The sequence below is a fragment of the Clostridium sp. MCC328 genome, from assembly GCF_018785465.1.
Lineage (GTDB): Bacteria > Bacillota > Clostridia > Lachnospirales > Lachnospiraceae > Pilosibacter > Pilosibacter fragilis.
On the sequence record NZ_WQPW01000073.1, the window covers coordinates 42,377 to 57,440 of the forward strand.

Below are 15,064 nucleotides of genomic sequence, written 5' to 3' on the forward strand. Positions count from 1 at the left end.
CGTAGTCATCAGCCACTTTTCTCGCCGGTATCCTGGATAAACTGCTCCATATGCTCAAACGCCTCCGTCCAGACCTTCTCTCTTTGTATTATCCGGATCCCTGCCTCGTCAAATGCCTGACAGGTAGAGACGAAGCTTTCATAATCGGTTGAATGGTTTCTGCATCTTCTTTTTCATTACGGATCCCCCTTCTGGGATTGTTTTCCATTAGTGTCCCAATTCACAAATTATCTTTACCAATCGTTTCATATCAACAGGTTTTGCAATATGTTCATTCATTCCTGCTTCTTTTGTTCTTAGTTTGTCCTCCGTGAATGCATTTGCTGTCATCGCAATGATCGGTATTACTTTTGCATCCTCTCTGTCCATGGATCGGATCATCCTCGCTGCTTCATAACCATTCATGACCGGCATCATAATGTCTATAAGGATGACATCAAATTCGTCAGGTCTGCCTTTTTCAAATATCTCAACAGCTTTCTGGCCATTCCATGCCTTTGTCACATCAGCGCCTTCATTCCGAAGCATAAATTCAGCGAGTTCCATGTTCAGCTCATTGTCTTCCACCAGAAGGATATGCAGTCCCTCTATAGATTTTTCCGGTATATCTTTCTGTACTTTATGCTCATCCACGTCCGGATCTATTTTAAATGGAACCCGGATCACAAAGGTAGTCCCTGCGCCTTCTTTGCTTTCACAGGAAATGGTTCCACCCATTTTTTCGACAAGTTTCTTTGTGATCGGCATTCCCAGTCCGGTTCCGGCAAATTTTGTACGACTTCCGGGATGCTCCTGCGCAAAAGGTTCAAAAATTTGTTTCTGGAATGCTTCTGTCATCCCGATTCCGGTATCCCGGCAGGTAAATTCTATCGTCGTCATTTCCGGCTGTTCTGATGGAAGCTCTCTGCAGCTGATATAGATCTGTCCGTTTGCTCTGTTATATTTCACCGCATTCGACAGAATATTCATCATCACATGTTTCACATACCCCGGACTTCCAATAAGATCCCAATGTGTGTCAGGAAGATATGCGTAGATATAATAATCCCGCTGCTTCAGCATAATTCCGTAACATCCGGTTCCTTCATTCTTCAAATGATAAATGTGCTGACTGTCTGTATGCTTTTTCATTGCCTGGACAACTTCGTTGTCTGTTGTATTCTGCCCTAGCAGACTCTCATCATTGCTGGCAACAACGATCCCATCGTCTGCAACAATGATCGTTCCCTCTTTCTGAACACTATAACCATTTAAAAGCCCTTGAAACGTATAGATCAGTTCCCGGTGTCCAAGACTGATCAGATTTCCCAGTTTGGGGATCCGGCTTTTTTAGGTTTTATGTGGAAACAGTGCGTACAAAAATAGGGCGCAAGTGATGGTAAGTTCACTTGCGCCCTGATCGGACTGGATATTTTATTTTGGAAGTCTCCACCTGTTAGCGGTGGAGAAAGGTCAAAAGGGGTATCTACCCATAAGCAGCCCCCCTTGCACCGCTATGGGAATGGAACAAAGCAGTAGAAGTTATTTGTGGTCAGTTATCTTCTCGCGCCATCTGTGCCAACTTCGTAGCCGTCCACTTTGGTGCTGACCGCCATAGAGCCGTCTGCGTAGAAGTAGTACCACTTGCCATCAATCTGCTTCCAGCCGCCGGAGAACATCTTACCGGTGGCCTTGTCCAGCCAGTACCATTTCTGGTCGTCGGAGAGCCAGCCTTTGACCGGCTCTCCGTCCTTGTAGTAACTCCATTCGCCGCTGTCATTTTGCTGCCAGCCGTTTGCGGACTGCGGGTCAATGACGATCTCCACAAACCGGTGCAGGACAGTAGCCGCCTCGGCGCGGGTGGCGCTGCCCTGCGGGTCAAACCGGTTGTTTTCCTTGCCGGAGAGAACGCCCGCCTGCTGCATCGCCTTGACCGCATCCTTTGCCCAGGAAGAAATCTGTGCGTTATCGGCAAAGGTCACAGCCTCCAGCGTTTTCGGGATGGAGTAACCCATCTTGTCAGCGTAGTTCTTCATAATTACTGCCATCTGCTCACGGGTGATATTGCTGTCCGGGGCAAAGGTGGTGGAAGTCGTACCGCTGACAATTCCCTTACTCACTGCCCAGTTGACATAGGGGGCATAGTAGGCATCGGCCTTTACATCGGTAAACTTTCTGGTCTGGTAATCCGCCGGATTGATTCCTGCCAGCCGTCCCAGAGCAGTAACAAACATTCCCCGTGTCAGGGTGGTGTTCGGGCTGAAGGTGGTTTCACTGGTGCCGGAGAACAGCCCGCGGCTGACCGTAAACAGGATGTGTTCCTTTGCCCAATGACCATTGATGTCGGTGAAGTTCGGAACCGGGTTCTTGTAGCCTACGCCATAGATACTAAAATGCTGTGCTTCAAAAATCACGGCTTTCTGGTCCGCGTCATAGCTGGACTTGGTGAGCCATTGTACCTTGCCGGTATCGTCCACATAAGCTGCATACAGGTTTCCGGCCTGTTCGTTTGCCGCCGGGGTATAGGGCAGTTTGACGGAAACCGTCTTGCCCTGCCAATCGGTGAGGGGCGCTTCCTTGCCGCCTGTGACATAAACCAGAGAGAACTCATAAACCGGTCTTGTTCCAATCGCCGCTTTTGCCTCAGCGGAAGTGACCGCTGCTTTGGAAACCCGCAGAATCAGATCCCCGCCCTTGGACTGGGCATTCAGCATCTTCAAGGTATCCAATGTAAATCCAAAAGAGGGCAGGCCGTTTGTAGCAATCTCAAACCGGCGTGCCTTCGCCGTCACCAGCTTGTCCAGCGTCTGTGCCTTGATGGTGGTGGAAAGATTCTTTGCATCCGCCGCGTTCTGGATGGGAACCGTTACGGCAATGCCGTTGGCGGTGGTTCCATTTTTCTTCGCGTCAGCGGTGGCCTTGTTGATTGCGTCCTGTACGGCGTTGCCGTCAATGCTGGTATTTCCGTTTTTATCCGGTGTTGCCGGCTTGGTCTGGCTGGTGGTAGGAATTTCCGGTTTGGTCTGATCCGGACGCTCTACAACCGTGGAGCCGCTGGAATCTCCGTTATCGGAAGAAGAACCACTACCGGAGGACGAGCCACCGCCAGAGGAACCGCCGCTGGAGGAACTGCCCCCGCCGCTACTGGTATTCCCGCCGCCATTGCCGCCTCCGGTATTACCGCCAGTGTTGCCCCCGCTGGGCTTGGTTGTGGCGGTCAGAGAGAGGGTAGCTGTGGCCTCGTTGTAGTCCGCATCGGCGGCTTTGGTCGCTTTGACCTCGATACTGCCGGTGCCAGTTACCGTAACCTTACCGTTGGCATCCACTGTGGCGGGGCCGCTGATGATCTTCCAGGTGACGGTTCCGGTGCCGGAGCCGCCGGAAAGCATCAGGGTAAAGCTGTCCCCGTTATAGATGGTGGCCGGTGCGCCGGTGATAGAGAGGGCCGCCTGTGTGCCCTGCGTTACAGTGAGGGCATCGGTGGCAGCGGATTTACCGCCATAGCTGATGGTGACAGTTTTTCCGCTATGCCCGGTAACGGTCAGCACCGTGCCCTGGGCGGGATCGGCGGTCAGCTTGTTGGCGTCCCAGCCAATGGTTTTGCTGGTGTTGTCGCTATAGCTTACCTGCACCGACAGGCCGTTCAGATCCAGCGGCTGGCCGCTGGTGTAGGCCAGCTTGGCGGGCTGGGTTTGGATGGAAATGCTGCTGACCTCTTTTTCGGGGGTGGTAATTGCCACGCCTGTGCTGATGGTTTCCGCATAGTTGGTGGTGGCCGCCACCTTTGCAAAGAAGTAGTAGGTGGTATCTGCGGTCAAGCCGGAGAATACTTTCTCTGCCTGCCACTTACTGGGGGCTGTGTTGGTGGTATTCATGCCGTAGCTGACTGCTGCGCCGGTGTTGCCGGGTTCTACCACAGCCTCATCCAGAGTAATCTGCGCGGGGCTGTCCGCTTGCCCGGTCAGCGTGATCTTATAAGAAGCAGGGCTTACCTTCACTGTAAGGTTTTGCTGTACCGGGTTATAGTTGCCGCTACTATCTTTGTTGTAAGTAGCAGGGAAGGTGTTCTCTCCTACATTGCCAACCGAAGTATTTAGATCATTCCAAGCCCAGCCGTCTGTCAGAGGTACATCCTTCAGTGTGCTGCCATAGAAGGCGTTCAATTCGGTCGGTGTGATCGGGTTAGGCGTTGCCTTGCCGATAATAAAGGTTCCGCTTGCTGTGCCGGTATAGTCGCCTTTGCCGGTAACGGTCACGATTGCCTGTCCGGCGTTCGTATTATTTCTGGCAGAAATTGTGTACTGGTCCTTAGGAATTGTTTTACCGTTTAACTGAACCGTTACCGCATCAGCAGCCGGAATTTGAGCCTGACCGGTATATGTATAGCTGCCGGATACCGTCACACTGGCACCGTTCAAGCTTTTTGCATTGACGGTCAGGGAAACATTCTTCTCCGTTGTGGTAATCGTTTCATAGTTGTTTTTTGTAGCTTCACTGGGAGTAAACACCACTTTGTACGGGGAAGTTCCCACTGTGGGAGTCGTATCCTTTACAGTATCCGACCAAGCGAATGTACCGTATTGGGTACTGCCTCCACTCAAGCGGCTGTCAGACACCTTTTCCCCGTAGGTAATTGCGCTTGCCGTTGGCCAACTGATTTCAGGGGCCGCTGCCTTGCTGATGACAAAGGTTCTTGTTGATGTACCGGTATAGTTGCCTATGCCGGTAACGGTCACGGTTGCTGTCCCCACATTGGTGTGATTCGTATAGGCAATCGTATAATCGCGGTCCTTCATGAGCTGTGTTCCTTTTAATGTTACGCTTACAGCAGGGGTAATCGGAGAGCCTGTATAGGTAAACGATTCGCCCTCTACCGCAACATCCGCATTTGTAATCCAGGCCCAAGTAATTGTTACATCCACCGTTCCTGCCTGCGCTGCCATATTTTGCGATCCTACAAATTTTGCGGTGAGCGTGTGCCGTCCCTTTTCAAGATTCGCTTTTGCGGTGTCAATGGTAAAGCTCAGCTCTTTGCCGGAGGTAACCGTTTGTGCGTCAGTAAGCTGTCTGTCTCCTTCGTAAATTGCCATCTGACCCGCCTGAGGTGTGCTAAGTGCTCGCACCTTTTTAACAGGAGCATTTCCGGTTGCCTTAGGCGTCACAGTGACGTAGATAGGATCGCCGTAGTTATAGACTTTGTTCGGACGAGACACTGTCACTCCGCCGCTAAACTCAGTCCCGGACTGCAAAATGGTGTACTGCACTTTTGCCGTCTTTCCGCCCACGGTAACAGCGGCGGTATAGGTGCCCGCATCGGTGGGCGTTCCGGTAATATCGGTGCCATCCTTGGTATAGGTAATTTCCGATACATCCACACCGGAGATAAGGGTGTTTTCCAGAACTGCGGCCTTTCCTTGTCCGTCATAAATCAAATTACCCTCAGGAGCCTTGATAATCACACTGCCACCGTTGCCTTCGGGCAGTCCGCAGTTTTCTGCCTTACAATGTTCCGTAATAGTTGTACCGTCCTGACTGACGATGTACTCCCAGCTATGCTGGTGTGTCTGAAGCTGCACGATTTTGCCGTCCTCCGATAGGGCGATACCATAGTCGGGAATGTCAGAGGTGAAGTTTCCTTTCTTGATCCAGCCTCCATCAGTTGCCTTGGCGATGGTGATCGGGTTTCCATCTGTAGGATTATGAAAGGATCTCACACCGATGCGGGTTTCTTCATGCAGTTTACCGGTCACCTGAATGGTTTTCCCAGCAAACAAAACCACATTTTTTCCGCCATTTCCAGTGTTGTCGGTAATTGTTACCTTGCCTTCGCCGGTGACCTGAAAGGCTTTGTCCTTGAAGTACACGCCGCCGCCATAAGTAGCGGTGTTGCCGGTAATTTTGCCGCCGTGCAGAATCATCTCTGCGGTGTTGGGGCTTATGATTGCACCGCAGTACACACCGCCGCCATAAGTAGCGGTGTTGCCGGTAATCTCGCCGCCGTACATTTCAAATTTACTGTACTCTCTCAGAAATACGCCTCCGCCTGACGGTTTTACGTTGATATCTGAACCTGAATAGGTTGCATGGTTATTTGTGATTTTTCCGCCGTACATGATGAATGTTGAGGGATTGCTACTACTGCCCCAGCAAAACACGCCGGCACCGTGGACAGTCTCATTTCCGGTAATCGTCCCTCCGTACAGATGGATTGTTCCACCCACTTGGTCGGTGGATACACCGTGCTGAAAGCCGGTAATCGTGCCGCCGTACATGTCAAAGGTGCTTCCTGTTGAGAGGGAAATGCCACCTTTCTTGTATACTTCACTGCCTTCCCTGCAAAGCTTGCCGGTTGTCCCGCAGTCGGTCAGCGTCAACTTTCCGTTTCCAGAAATCTCCACGAAACCATTGCCGGAGAAGGTCATCTTATGTCCGTTCAAACAAAGCACCACATTCGACGGGCTCCAAGTGCTATTCAGCGTGACATCTTGTGTCAGGTAGTAGCCGTCCACACCTGCAGGCATAGAGGTCGGCATCTGAGGCTTTGCGGGATTTTCCTTATAGGGATTCCACGGCTGAAAATTTAACTTCTTTTCTTGCGCATGATTGCCAATGTCGGTGTGTGTACCACCACAGACACAGTGCGCCGTATGCCCCTGTGTGCGAAGCCACACCACACCGTTCTCCCGATACAGCTCGTTTGTGAGCACATCATCCGGGAAGAGGTTGTTGAAATAATTCCCGCCGTTTGTGTCAGTAACGGGGATGGGTGCCTCAGAGGAACCCGAATTCTCTACAGAAATGCCAAAGCGCGCATCGGCATTCAGCTTCCCGAAGGAGAGCGTTTTCCCTGTGTGAAGCAGAATATTTTTCGTCTTGTTCTCAATTACCTTTGCTCCGCCGCTGAGGGTAAGCGTGCCATCCCGATAGTCCACACCTGTGGTGGTGTTTTTGGTAATGGAGCCGCCGTTCAGCGTACATGTCCCGCTATTGAGCAGTACGCCGGTGGTATTGTCGCTGATTACGCCGCTGTGCAGGTTGAACGTGCCGTCTGTTACCGCAATGCCGGAGGAACCACCGCTGATTTTGCCTTTCCCACAGTCCATCAGAGTGAAGGTGCTGCCGGTGCCTACGGTAATTGCAGAAGCACCGGCAGGGGCTGTGATGTTCTTTCCGTTCAGACAAAGCGAAATGTCCCGATTTGGAGCTGCCCATACTGTGCTCAGTACGACATTTCCACTCAGACAGTAGTATTTTGTGTCTGGAGTGTCTTCTGTGATTTCATCCAAAGAGCGAACCTCCTTGAATTCTGTCTGCGTGCCGTTATCCAGTCGGTGTATATGAGGAGTTACAATGGAATACGTCCCATCATTATTTTGCTTGACCCTCCCGTAGCTTTTATCCAGAGAAATGTCCGCAAAGCCGATTTTTCTTTGCCGCCAGATGTCATACTTCCCCTCCTCATTTAACCGCCAGGTCACTTCGCCGGTGCCCATCTCCTGCTGCGTCTTGGATATTACTGTGGATTTGTCTCCGTCCTTGTATAGTTCACCCTCGTATGTTGCATCGCCGAATCTTGGTTTGGAGTGGTAATAGTAGCAGTTTGTGATTTTACCGCCTTTTGCAATGGCATAGTCTTTCGGCACATAGGAATTGCCTGTGCCCCCATCCGTTCGGAGTTCACCGTCAAACAGGCAGTTTTTAATTGTGCCTGAATTTTCATAGGCAATGCCCGCAGCAGAGGCATCATCCGGAATAAGAATACCAGATTTTCCCGCCCCCACCGCACTCAGGCAGTTTTCGATTGTACCACTATTTTGGTAGGCGATGATGCCAAACTCCCCCGTTACATAGAGCATATAATTGACTCTGGTGCTGCAGCGTTGGATAGTGCCTTCGTTATACGCCGCAATTAGTCCGCATTTGGTAACATTGAAATTGTTGGAGTTCATCGTAGAGCCCATGTAGTCAACCTTCACAACCAGATCCTGTATTGTACCGCCCGATCCAATCCGGCCGAAAAGGCCCTTTTCAGAAATTGGGTCTGACTTAGTGTAGTCCCCCAGCCGAAAATTCTTTATGGTATAGGCGTTTCCGTCAAAGGTGCCATTGTAGGGCTTTTTCTGGGTTCCAATGGGCTCCCAACTGACGTTCTTCAGGTCAATGTCATGCAGCAGTCTGGCGTGAATATCGGTTGTTCCGCTATTCACCGTATCCCGAAACCATGCCAACTCCTCTGCGTTGGTAATCTGGTAGGGGGATTGTTCTGTGCCGTCTCCCTCTGTCGGCTTGTTCGCAGGATCTGCCGCATTGATTTGCTTCTGTCCCGAGCAGGCCTCACATTCATAGGTGCAGGGCGTTCCCTCGGTAGCAGGGGAATAGCCGCAAGCCTCGTCATGTTCGTGTTTGCAGTCTAATTCTTTTTTGATACAGCCGGTGTCCTCTCTGCACTCGTGGGTGCAGTTTACCGGCTCCTGATTTTCCGCATCGGACGGGCTGGCTGTGTTGTCCGATACGCTTTCTGCCGGGTAGCAGTCCGCCGTATGCTTGTGGACGCAGCTTGTCACAAGGGTATAGCAGTCCTCGGTGTGTTCGTGATTGCAGGGTGTCCCCTCGATGCCCTCGGTATAGCCGCAGTCGGCGTTGTGTTCTGTGTGGTGTTGGCATAAGCCGCCTACATTTTGAACTGAACTTTCCACCGCCAGTACATTTGCCGGCAGAGTGGAGCATACCATCGCGCCCGCCATCAGCAGAGCAGCGATCCGTTTCTTTAATTTCATAGTCATCCTCCTGTTCCTGTGCTGGTCTATCAAAAAATGCAAAAAGGAAGCGGTCATCCATCCGGCCGGAATGGACAATTGCTTCCTCTGCTATAGCGATATGCGGACAGCACAAAAACAGGCAGATTTACCTCTGTCTGTCTGTCTGTCTGTCTGTCTGTCTGTCTGTCTGTCTGTCTGTCTGTCTGTCTGTCGTAAGTATATTGTTCAACGGCATAGTTTGTCAACCCCTTTTCCCGCAAAAAAGCGCATAATTTTCCCTTTCCCTATATTTTACGATACGGCGTTTTGGATGTCAATAGGTTTGGAGTGAATGAAGTGTGATACGGCGTGAATGATGTGTTTTCTCTTGCGCTGCCCGCCGTATTTTGGTACAATGGAAGCAGACAAGGGGGAACAGATTATGGCAAAGGAAAAAAAGCAGAAGCAAATCAATTTAGAGGAAATTACTGCGCTCACAAAAGAGCTGTTCCACGCCCACTACGCGGGGGATTTGGAACGGTGGTTTGACTATCTCTGCCCGGACAGCATCTACCTCGGCACCGGCGAGCCAATGCTCTTTGGCGGCAGCGCAATACGGGAACATTTCAAGGGCTTTGAGGGCAGGGCGGTGGATGTATATGAACACGACGCGGTTTGTCCGCAATCTGCTGATGGAACAGCCCGCCGGCCGGCGCATAGCGTTTCCCAGCGGCAATCAGACGGTGTACATCAATCCCTATACCATTCTGTACGCCAAAAGCCGAGATAAACGGACGGAATTAGTTTGTGTTGACCGGGTCGTGAGCTGCAATTATATCTACCGGGAGCTGAAAGAGAGATTGCCGGAAGTGTTTTACCCGCTGCGGCGGGGCTACCTTGTGAACACGCTGTATATTGTCGCCCTGCGGCGGTTTGAAGCGGAGCTGATTTCGGGCATCTCCATTCCCATTCCCGCTTTGACTTATACCCAGGTCAAGCGGGATTTACAGGAGCTGATCGAGAAAAAATAGCGGACGGAAAGCGGGCAGCAACGCATACATCCATGCAAAGATGCAAAAGAGGCAAGCAAGCAGAGAAGAAAATCCCTTTGTGATTTTCCTCTCTGCTTGCTTGCCCGGGGCAGCGCCCCCAAGCCCCTTTGAACACAGAATTTCATTCTGTGGCTGCGCGGTCTCCGTTCCACTCCGGTCGGCACTAAGCGGATATCCCCCGGATGTCCAGTGCCTGCGAACGCTTTGGACCATGACCAGCTCACCGCTGGCCGTGGTCTTTTTCCTGTTCCTTTTTCTGTTCCTCGTCCATGTTCAGCAGCCGGTCCACATTGGCCTTTGCCGTTAAAAGCTCCCGCATTTCTTCACGGGAGCGCCGGTACTCGGCATAGGTCTTTTTCTTTTCCTCCAGCAGCTTTGCATACTCGGCTTGCAGGTCTTTGACCTTGGGCAGCTTCTTCACGCCCATCTCGTCAAAGGCATTTTTTGCCGCCTGATGGAGCAGGATTTCTTCCTCATGTTCCTCCCGAAATTTTCGGTCACAATCTGCATTGACCGCCGACCAGATAATGTGATTATGAATGTGCGACTTGTCTATGTGAGTGCAGACTACAAAGGCATGATTGCCTTTAGTAAAACTCTTTGCAAATTCTACACCCAGCCGGTTTGCTTCTTCCGGGGTAATCTCACCAGGGCAGAAGGACTGGCGCACATGGTAAGCGATCACATCATCCGCGCCGCGCACTCGTCCGGTGGCGGAGATATACTGCCGCTTCTCCAGAAGGAACTCTGCATCGGCGGTCCGGCTGTCACAGCCATAGCCGGTAATTAGTCTTCTGTTGTCAGTCTTTTGCGGATTTGCCACATAATCAATGATGTCGCTGATTGCTCGGCTCTCAGTGCGCCCCTTTCCGATATGCAGGGGCATGATGCGTGTGGTTGCCATAGAAGGGCCTCCTTTCTAAAAAAGAAACGGCCTGCATGGTGCAGACCGCTTTTGCTATTCTATAAAATCGTCCTCGATGTCCTCTAACCGCTTCGGAGGAAACCTCATCTCGTATTGTTCTTTCGCCAGCGCACGGACTTCCGGGCGCTTATCTTCCATTCGGTTTTTCAGCCAGGAAATTTGTTCCTTTGATAATCGCCAGGGGAGATTTAGCAAGCGCTTTATTGTCATTTGCTCCGCTTGTTTCTCTGGCGATAAAGAAGCACAGGATTTACAGATGTGCACCGCATGGCCTTTGCCGGAAAATTTTTCGTTGGCTTTGTATTCTCCGCAGACTTTGCAATAATGACCGTGTTTTTTCATAGGCTCGATCCCTTTTCACATAGAGCGTATAAACTGCGAACCGCCCCCATGATGATGCTCCACTCCAGATCTGCCGCATAGGAAAACTTCCTGCGGTAAGATTCCCAAAGTTTCTGCATCACAGGACTGCTTTCCACTTCATTCAAAACATCCACAGCTTCTGCAAGATGCCGTTCGGTTCCGCGTTTTTTGGCAGTTGCCAACAGTGCATCATAGAGCGTCTGCCGGTTCAATGTGTTCCCATGGAGCTGATCCAGAATATAAATGTCATAGAAATCTCTCATGCGGGTGTTGGTGGTGGTTCTGGTGATGATTGTTTCCAGCTTTTCAGCCAGAACGGTTTCCAGATTGTATGCCCAAATGTCAATGGAGCGATCTTCCAGCATCAGCTTGAACGCAGATAAGCATTCCCCCCGCTTCAAGTGCGCGGAGCACTAAGCGGTGGGTGAGGGGGATGCTTATGTCAGTGGGAGTTGAAAGCTCCCACTGACAGATCGCGAAGCGACTGCGTTCATGAGCAAGTAGCGAAGCGGATTGCGAATGTCCGCTTTACAGAGTAGCGTACCTCCCTGGGGGTAATGACATCCCCTGTGGAAATGTCAATCTTCAAAGGTGTCACCACACCGTCAAAGGTTGTAGTCATGCTGACCCGAATCCCAGGATACTCCGCTTCATCCATAATCTCTGAAATGCTTTTCAGCTGAAATTTGACGCCATCATCAATCGGCACACTCACAATAGCAGAAATCAGGTTCTCGATCTCCTCTACATTAACATTGGCTCCTTTTACAGTAGCGTCCAAGTCCATCGTGGAACGGGCATCCAGTCCAACCATTGCCGCTACCAGCATCCCGCCTTTCAGAATAAATTTATCACGATATTCAGAAAGGGAAATACGCTCCAGAAAACGCTCCATCATATAGTTTCGCATTAAAAGCTGTGCATCCGCAGATTTTTCTCTGGAAAGATTGCGAATCAAATCTTTTAGCTGCCTTGCTGTCTTTATCATAAAAGCACCTCCAAATACTGCCGTAAAATTTTTTCAACCCGGAACATACCGGCATACCGCATCAAAGTCCGCAGATCCTTGTCCTTTCTTCTGGCATACATCTTCAGCGCACCTTGAAAAGTCTGTATTTCCATGCTGCTTCGGCTGCGGAGCAGATCGCAGATGGTGCGCTCCATATCATAGACAGGAACCGTATGCCCAAAAGGTGTTTGGCCAGTTGTCAGCCCTACCTCATATAGTTCTGGTTTGATGGTGTAAACAGAAAGGCCCTCTGCCTTTAAGCGAGTGGTGCTGTACCCTCTGCGCACCGTGATAGCGTATGGAGATGGTTCCCGGTCTGCCAAGTCATGGAAAAATAGCGCTGATTCATGGGAAAATACTGCCTGACCACATCGCAGATGTAACAGAAACATCGCATCAATCCAGGTGTCCTCGGAGACATAAATTCCGTGAGCAACCTGCTGAAGATTTTTCTCTTTGACATATTCATAAAAAATGGGTTTTACAATTCCGCTGGCGATTACCTGTGCGGTTTGCAGCATCCCATCATGCTCGGTCAGAAGTCTGTCTAATTGCTCAAACCGTTCTGATTTGGTCACATCCATCACTTCCTTTCGTGCTACTATTATACACGAATGTAGCACAGAAGTAAATATAGCAATTTAACAGACACTGTCTGGCATTTTTGTGACCGCACATTTTATCCATAAACCAAATCCTGAATGGCAAACTTCAAGTCCTGCACCTTGCCCAGCAGCCAGATGGCAGCCATCGGCAGACCATAGGGACTAATAAGGAATGCCATCACCAGCAGGATAATGCCGTTTTGCAGGGAACAGGGAATCAGACGGCATTCTCACCGGCGCTGGCAAAACAAAATGGTGGACCAGCACCATCAACAAGATCCTTCGAAACGAGAAATACATCGGTGATGCCCTGCTTCAGAAAACTTATACTACAGACTTTCTGAATAAGACTAGAGTCAAGAACAACGGCATCGTTCCGCAATACTATGTGGAAGGCAACCACGAAGCAAATATTCCGAAGGATATTTTCTTACGGGTGCAGGAAGATCTGGTACGCAGACGAGTGGTCAAGACAAGCGCCAATGGCAAAAAGCGCTCCTACAGCTGCAACCACTGCTTTGCGCATATTGTCATTTGCGGCGAATGCGGTGAAATGTTCCGCAGAATCCACTGGAACAATCGTGGCTGCAAATCCATCGTCTGGCGTTGCATCAGTAGACTGGAGCCAACCGGACAGGAATGCCACGCAAGAATCGTCAATGAGACGGTATTAGAGAATGTGGTTGTTCAGGCCATCAACACGCTCCTTAGCGATAAGTCCACCTACCAGGCACAGCTCCAGCAGAACATCGCAAAGGTGATCCGAAACGCTCAGCAAAATACCTCTGATGGCATTGACGAAAAACTGCAGGGACTCCAAAAAGAGCTTCTTAAAAAGGCCAATAACAAAGAAGCCTACGACGAGATTGCCGATGAAATCTTCAAGCTCCGGGAACAGCGAGAAAAATGCACGGTTGACACTGCCGCCAGAGACGCACAGATTGCCCGCATCAATGAACTGCAGGATTTTATCAAGCAGCAGCCCGCACACCTGGAAACCTTCGACGAGGTCCTGGTAAAGCGCTGGCTTGAGCGGATCATTGTCTGGGAGGATCACTTCACAGTGGAGCTTAAGTCCGGACTGAAAATTGAGATTGAAGGATAATCCCCTAGACGCACGAAATCCTCTCGACCATGATGGCCGGGAGGGTTTTTCTATTCTGCAAGTTGGAAGTTACCGAAGCGCATCCCCTAATTGAAACAAACCACTGCGGATATTTTCTCCAGCTCCACCAATAGCCTGCGCTATAATGATTGCGGCAACTATAATTGCCACTGCGACAATAATCTTTCCAATCAAATATTGATATTCTTTCATTTTGATTACCTCCATCTACAAGTATCGATTTTCTCAATTCTCAAAACTTGAATTTAGCGATTTCTTTTTCCGGTATTCTCTGTCCCACGGATTTCCTCATGATAGAAATAATCTACGATCACCGGATGTCCCTGCGGGACTCTGCCATAAGGCATTTCATTATCCACAAAGGCACAATTATACTTCTTAGCCATTTTCTCAGTTTTTACTTCAAGTGCTTCAAAGTAGCTGCGGTTATGCTTGTTATAGATCTCATCGTAAAGCGGTACAAGGTCAGGATATTTTCCGGCGATATAATCCATAATCGTCTTCTTGAAGCCGCCTCGAAGATTGAGATTTTCGAGCCAGAACAGATCGCACTGATCCTTTACCCGCTCAAAGATCGCTTCAAAGTCCGTGATACCGGGAAATACCGGGGATACGAAACAGACTGTACGGATACCTGCATCATATACCTGCTTCATAGCAGCGATGCGCCGCTCAATGCTCGAAGCAGAGTCCATATCGTTCTTGAAATTTTCATCCAGTGTGTTGATCGACCATGAAACGGTCACTCGTCCAAGGTTCTTCAGCAGTTCAATATCCCGTACCACAAGATCAGACTTTGTGCAGATCAAAATATCTGCGTCACTGCCGATCAACTGCTCCAGAAGTTTTCTGGTATTCCCGAATTGCTCTTCCTGTGGATTATAGCCATCCGTCACAGAACCGATGACCACACGCTGTCCGGCATATTTCTTCGGATTTTTAATTTCCGGCCAATGCTTCACATCAAGGAAAGTGCCCCATTCCTCCGTGTGTCCGGTAAAACGCTTCATAAAAGAAGCATAGCAATACTTGCAGGCATGTGTACAGCCCACATAGGGATTGACCGAGTACCCGCCTACCGGCAGACTGGACTTGGTCATGATGTTCTTTGTTTCCACCTCACGAATGAGGATTCCATTTATTACTTCTTCCATGATTTCTGTACCTCTAACACTTTATTAAATTCTTCCGGCATTTCCTGAATCATATTTTCATCCCCTATGATAGGGACAAGGTCTTCCTTCATAAACACCGGAATGCCGAGTGC

At 50.0% G+C, this 15,064-nt stretch carries 10 protein-coding genes and 4 pseudogenes; 3 read left to right on the top strand and 11 right to left on the bottom strand.

Going from position 1 to position 15,064, the window contains the following annotated elements; translation table 11 throughout:
* Positions 1-207: 207 nt before the first annotated feature.
* Both GPK83_RS11810 and GPK83_RS11815 read right to left on the bottom strand, forming a co-directional pair.
* The gene (locus GPK83_RS11810; protein WP_252196329.1) at positions 208-1,131 is read right to left on the bottom strand and encodes an ATP-binding protein; all 924 of its coding nucleotides are present in this window, start codon (positions 1,129-1,131) and stop codon (positions 208-210) included.
* A gap of 404 nt (positions 1,132-1,535) precedes the next feature.
* Complete coding sequence (locus GPK83_RS11815) at positions 1,536-8,756, bottom strand: S-layer homology domain-containing protein (protein WP_252196330.1); 7,221 nt, start codon at positions 8,754-8,756, stop codon at positions 1,536-1,538.
* A gap of 403 nt (positions 8,757-9,159) precedes the next feature.
* Between GPK83_RS11815 and GPK83_RS16900 the strand changes: the two genes are divergently transcribed.
* Together GPK83_RS16900 and GPK83_RS11825 are read left to right on the top strand one after the other, a co-directional pair.
* Positions 9,160-9,507 (top strand): hypothetical protein, encoded by a 348-nt coding sequence (locus GPK83_RS16900; RefSeq protein ID WP_252196333.1) that lies wholly within the window; start codon positions 9,160-9,162, stop codon positions 9,505-9,507.
* Positions 9,410-9,748 carry a LytTR family transcriptional regulator DNA-binding domain-containing protein gene (locus GPK83_RS11825; RefSeq protein ID WP_252196331.1) on the top strand — a complete coding sequence of 113 codons (339 nt, stop codon included), beginning with the start codon at positions 9,410-9,412 and terminating at the stop codon, positions 9,746-9,748. Before GPK83_RS16900 ends, GPK83_RS11825 begins: the two co-directional genes overlap by 98 nt.
* A gap of 241 nt (positions 9,749-9,989) precedes the next feature.
* Here the strand turns inward: GPK83_RS11825 and GPK83_RS11830 are convergent, their stop codons facing one another.
* From GPK83_RS11830 to GPK83_RS11855, 6 genes and pseudogenes are all read right to left on the bottom strand, one after another.
* Positions 9,990-10,673, bottom strand: a complete 684-nt coding sequence (locus GPK83_RS11830; protein WP_215704856.1) for a relaxase/mobilization nuclease domain-containing protein — start codon at positions 10,671-10,673, stop codon at positions 9,990-9,992.
* Positions 10,674-10,727: 54 nt separating this feature from the next.
* Positions 10,728-11,036 (bottom strand): hypothetical protein, encoded by a 309-nt coding sequence (locus GPK83_RS11835; protein ID WP_215704857.1) that lies wholly within the window; start codon positions 11,034-11,036, stop codon positions 10,728-10,730.
* Positions 11,033-11,434 (bottom strand): annotated as a pseudogene (locus GPK83_RS11840) (nucleotidyl transferase AbiEii/AbiGii toxin family protein); the annotation flags it as partial. The gene GPK83_RS11835 and the pseudogene GPK83_RS11840, both read right to left, overlap by 4 nt.
* 155 nt (positions 11,435-11,589) lie before the next feature.
* A pseudogene (locus GPK83_RS11845) lies at positions 11,590-12,045 on the bottom strand (nucleotidyl transferase AbiEii/AbiGii toxin family protein); the annotation flags it as partial.
* The gene (locus GPK83_RS11850; protein WP_215704858.1) at positions 12,042-12,650 is read right to left on the bottom strand and encodes a type IV toxin-antitoxin system AbiEi family antitoxin domain-containing protein; all 609 of its coding nucleotides are present in this window, start codon (positions 12,648-12,650) and stop codon (positions 12,042-12,044) included. The gene GPK83_RS11850 and the pseudogene GPK83_RS11845, both read right to left, overlap by 4 nt.
* A 95-nt stretch (positions 12,651-12,745) precedes the next feature.
* Positions 12,746-12,892, bottom strand: a pseudogene (locus GPK83_RS11855) (CD1845 family protein); the annotation flags it as partial.
* Positions 12,893-12,948: 56 nt separating this feature from the next.
* Between GPK83_RS11855 and GPK83_RS16910 the strand changes: the two are divergent.
* Complete coding sequence (locus GPK83_RS16910) at positions 12,949-13,776, top strand: recombinase zinc beta ribbon domain-containing protein (protein ID WP_345941810.1); 828 nt, start codon at positions 12,949-12,951, stop codon at positions 13,774-13,776.
* A 69-nt stretch (positions 13,777-13,845) separates the two neighbouring features.
* Here GPK83_RS16910 and GPK83_RS11865 read toward each other — a convergent pair whose 3' ends face one another.
* The 3 genes and pseudogenes from GPK83_RS11865 to GPK83_RS11875 form a co-directional block, all read right to left on the bottom strand.
* Positions 13,846-13,989, bottom strand: coding sequence for a hypothetical protein (locus GPK83_RS11865; RefSeq protein WP_215704861.1), 144 nt, complete (start codon positions 13,987-13,989; stop codon positions 13,846-13,848).
* A gap of 53 nt (positions 13,990-14,042) precedes the next feature.
* On the bottom strand, positions 14,043-14,951 hold the full coding sequence (locus GPK83_RS11870) for a radical SAM mobile pair protein B (protein WP_215704859.1): 909 nt from the start codon (positions 14,949-14,951) through the stop codon (positions 14,043-14,045).
* Positions 14,939-15,064, bottom strand: a pseudogene (locus GPK83_RS11875) (radical SAM mobile pair protein A); the annotation flags it as partial. The gene GPK83_RS11870 and the pseudogene GPK83_RS11875, both read right to left, overlap by 13 nt.

Coding starts and splice junctions, on each gene's coding strand:
- GPK83_RS11865 (WP_215704861.1), bottom strand. CDS start 13,989: ATGAAAGAATATCAATATTTGATTGGAAAGATTATTGTCGCAGTGGCA.
- GPK83_RS11850 (WP_215704858.1), bottom strand. CDS start 12,650: ATGGATGTGACCAAATCAGAACGGTTTGAGCAATTAGACAGACTTCTG.
- GPK83_RS11830 (WP_215704856.1), bottom strand. CDS start 10,673: ATGGCAACCACACGCATCATGCCCCTGCATATCGGAAAGGGGCGCACT.
- GPK83_RS11815 (WP_252196330.1), bottom strand. CDS start 8,756: ATGAAATTAAAGAAACGGATCGCTGCTCTGCTGATGGCGGGCGCGATG.
- GPK83_RS11825 (WP_252196331.1), top strand. CDS start 9,410: ATGGAACAGCCCGCCGGCCGGCGCATAGCGTTTCCCAGCGGCAATCAG.
- GPK83_RS16900 (WP_252196333.1), top strand. CDS start 9,160: ATGGCAAAGGAAAAAAAGCAGAAGCAAATCAATTTAGAGGAAATTACT.
- GPK83_RS11870 (WP_215704859.1), bottom strand. CDS start 14,951: ATGGAAGAAGTAATAAATGGAATCCTCATTCGTGAGGTGGAAACAAAG.
- GPK83_RS11835 (WP_215704857.1), bottom strand. CDS start 11,036: ATGAAAAAACACGGTCATTATTGCAAAGTCTGCGGAGAATACAAAGCC.
- GPK83_RS11810 (WP_252196329.1), bottom strand. CDS start 1,131: ATGAAAAAGCATACAGACAGTCAGCACATTTATCATTTGAAGAATGAA.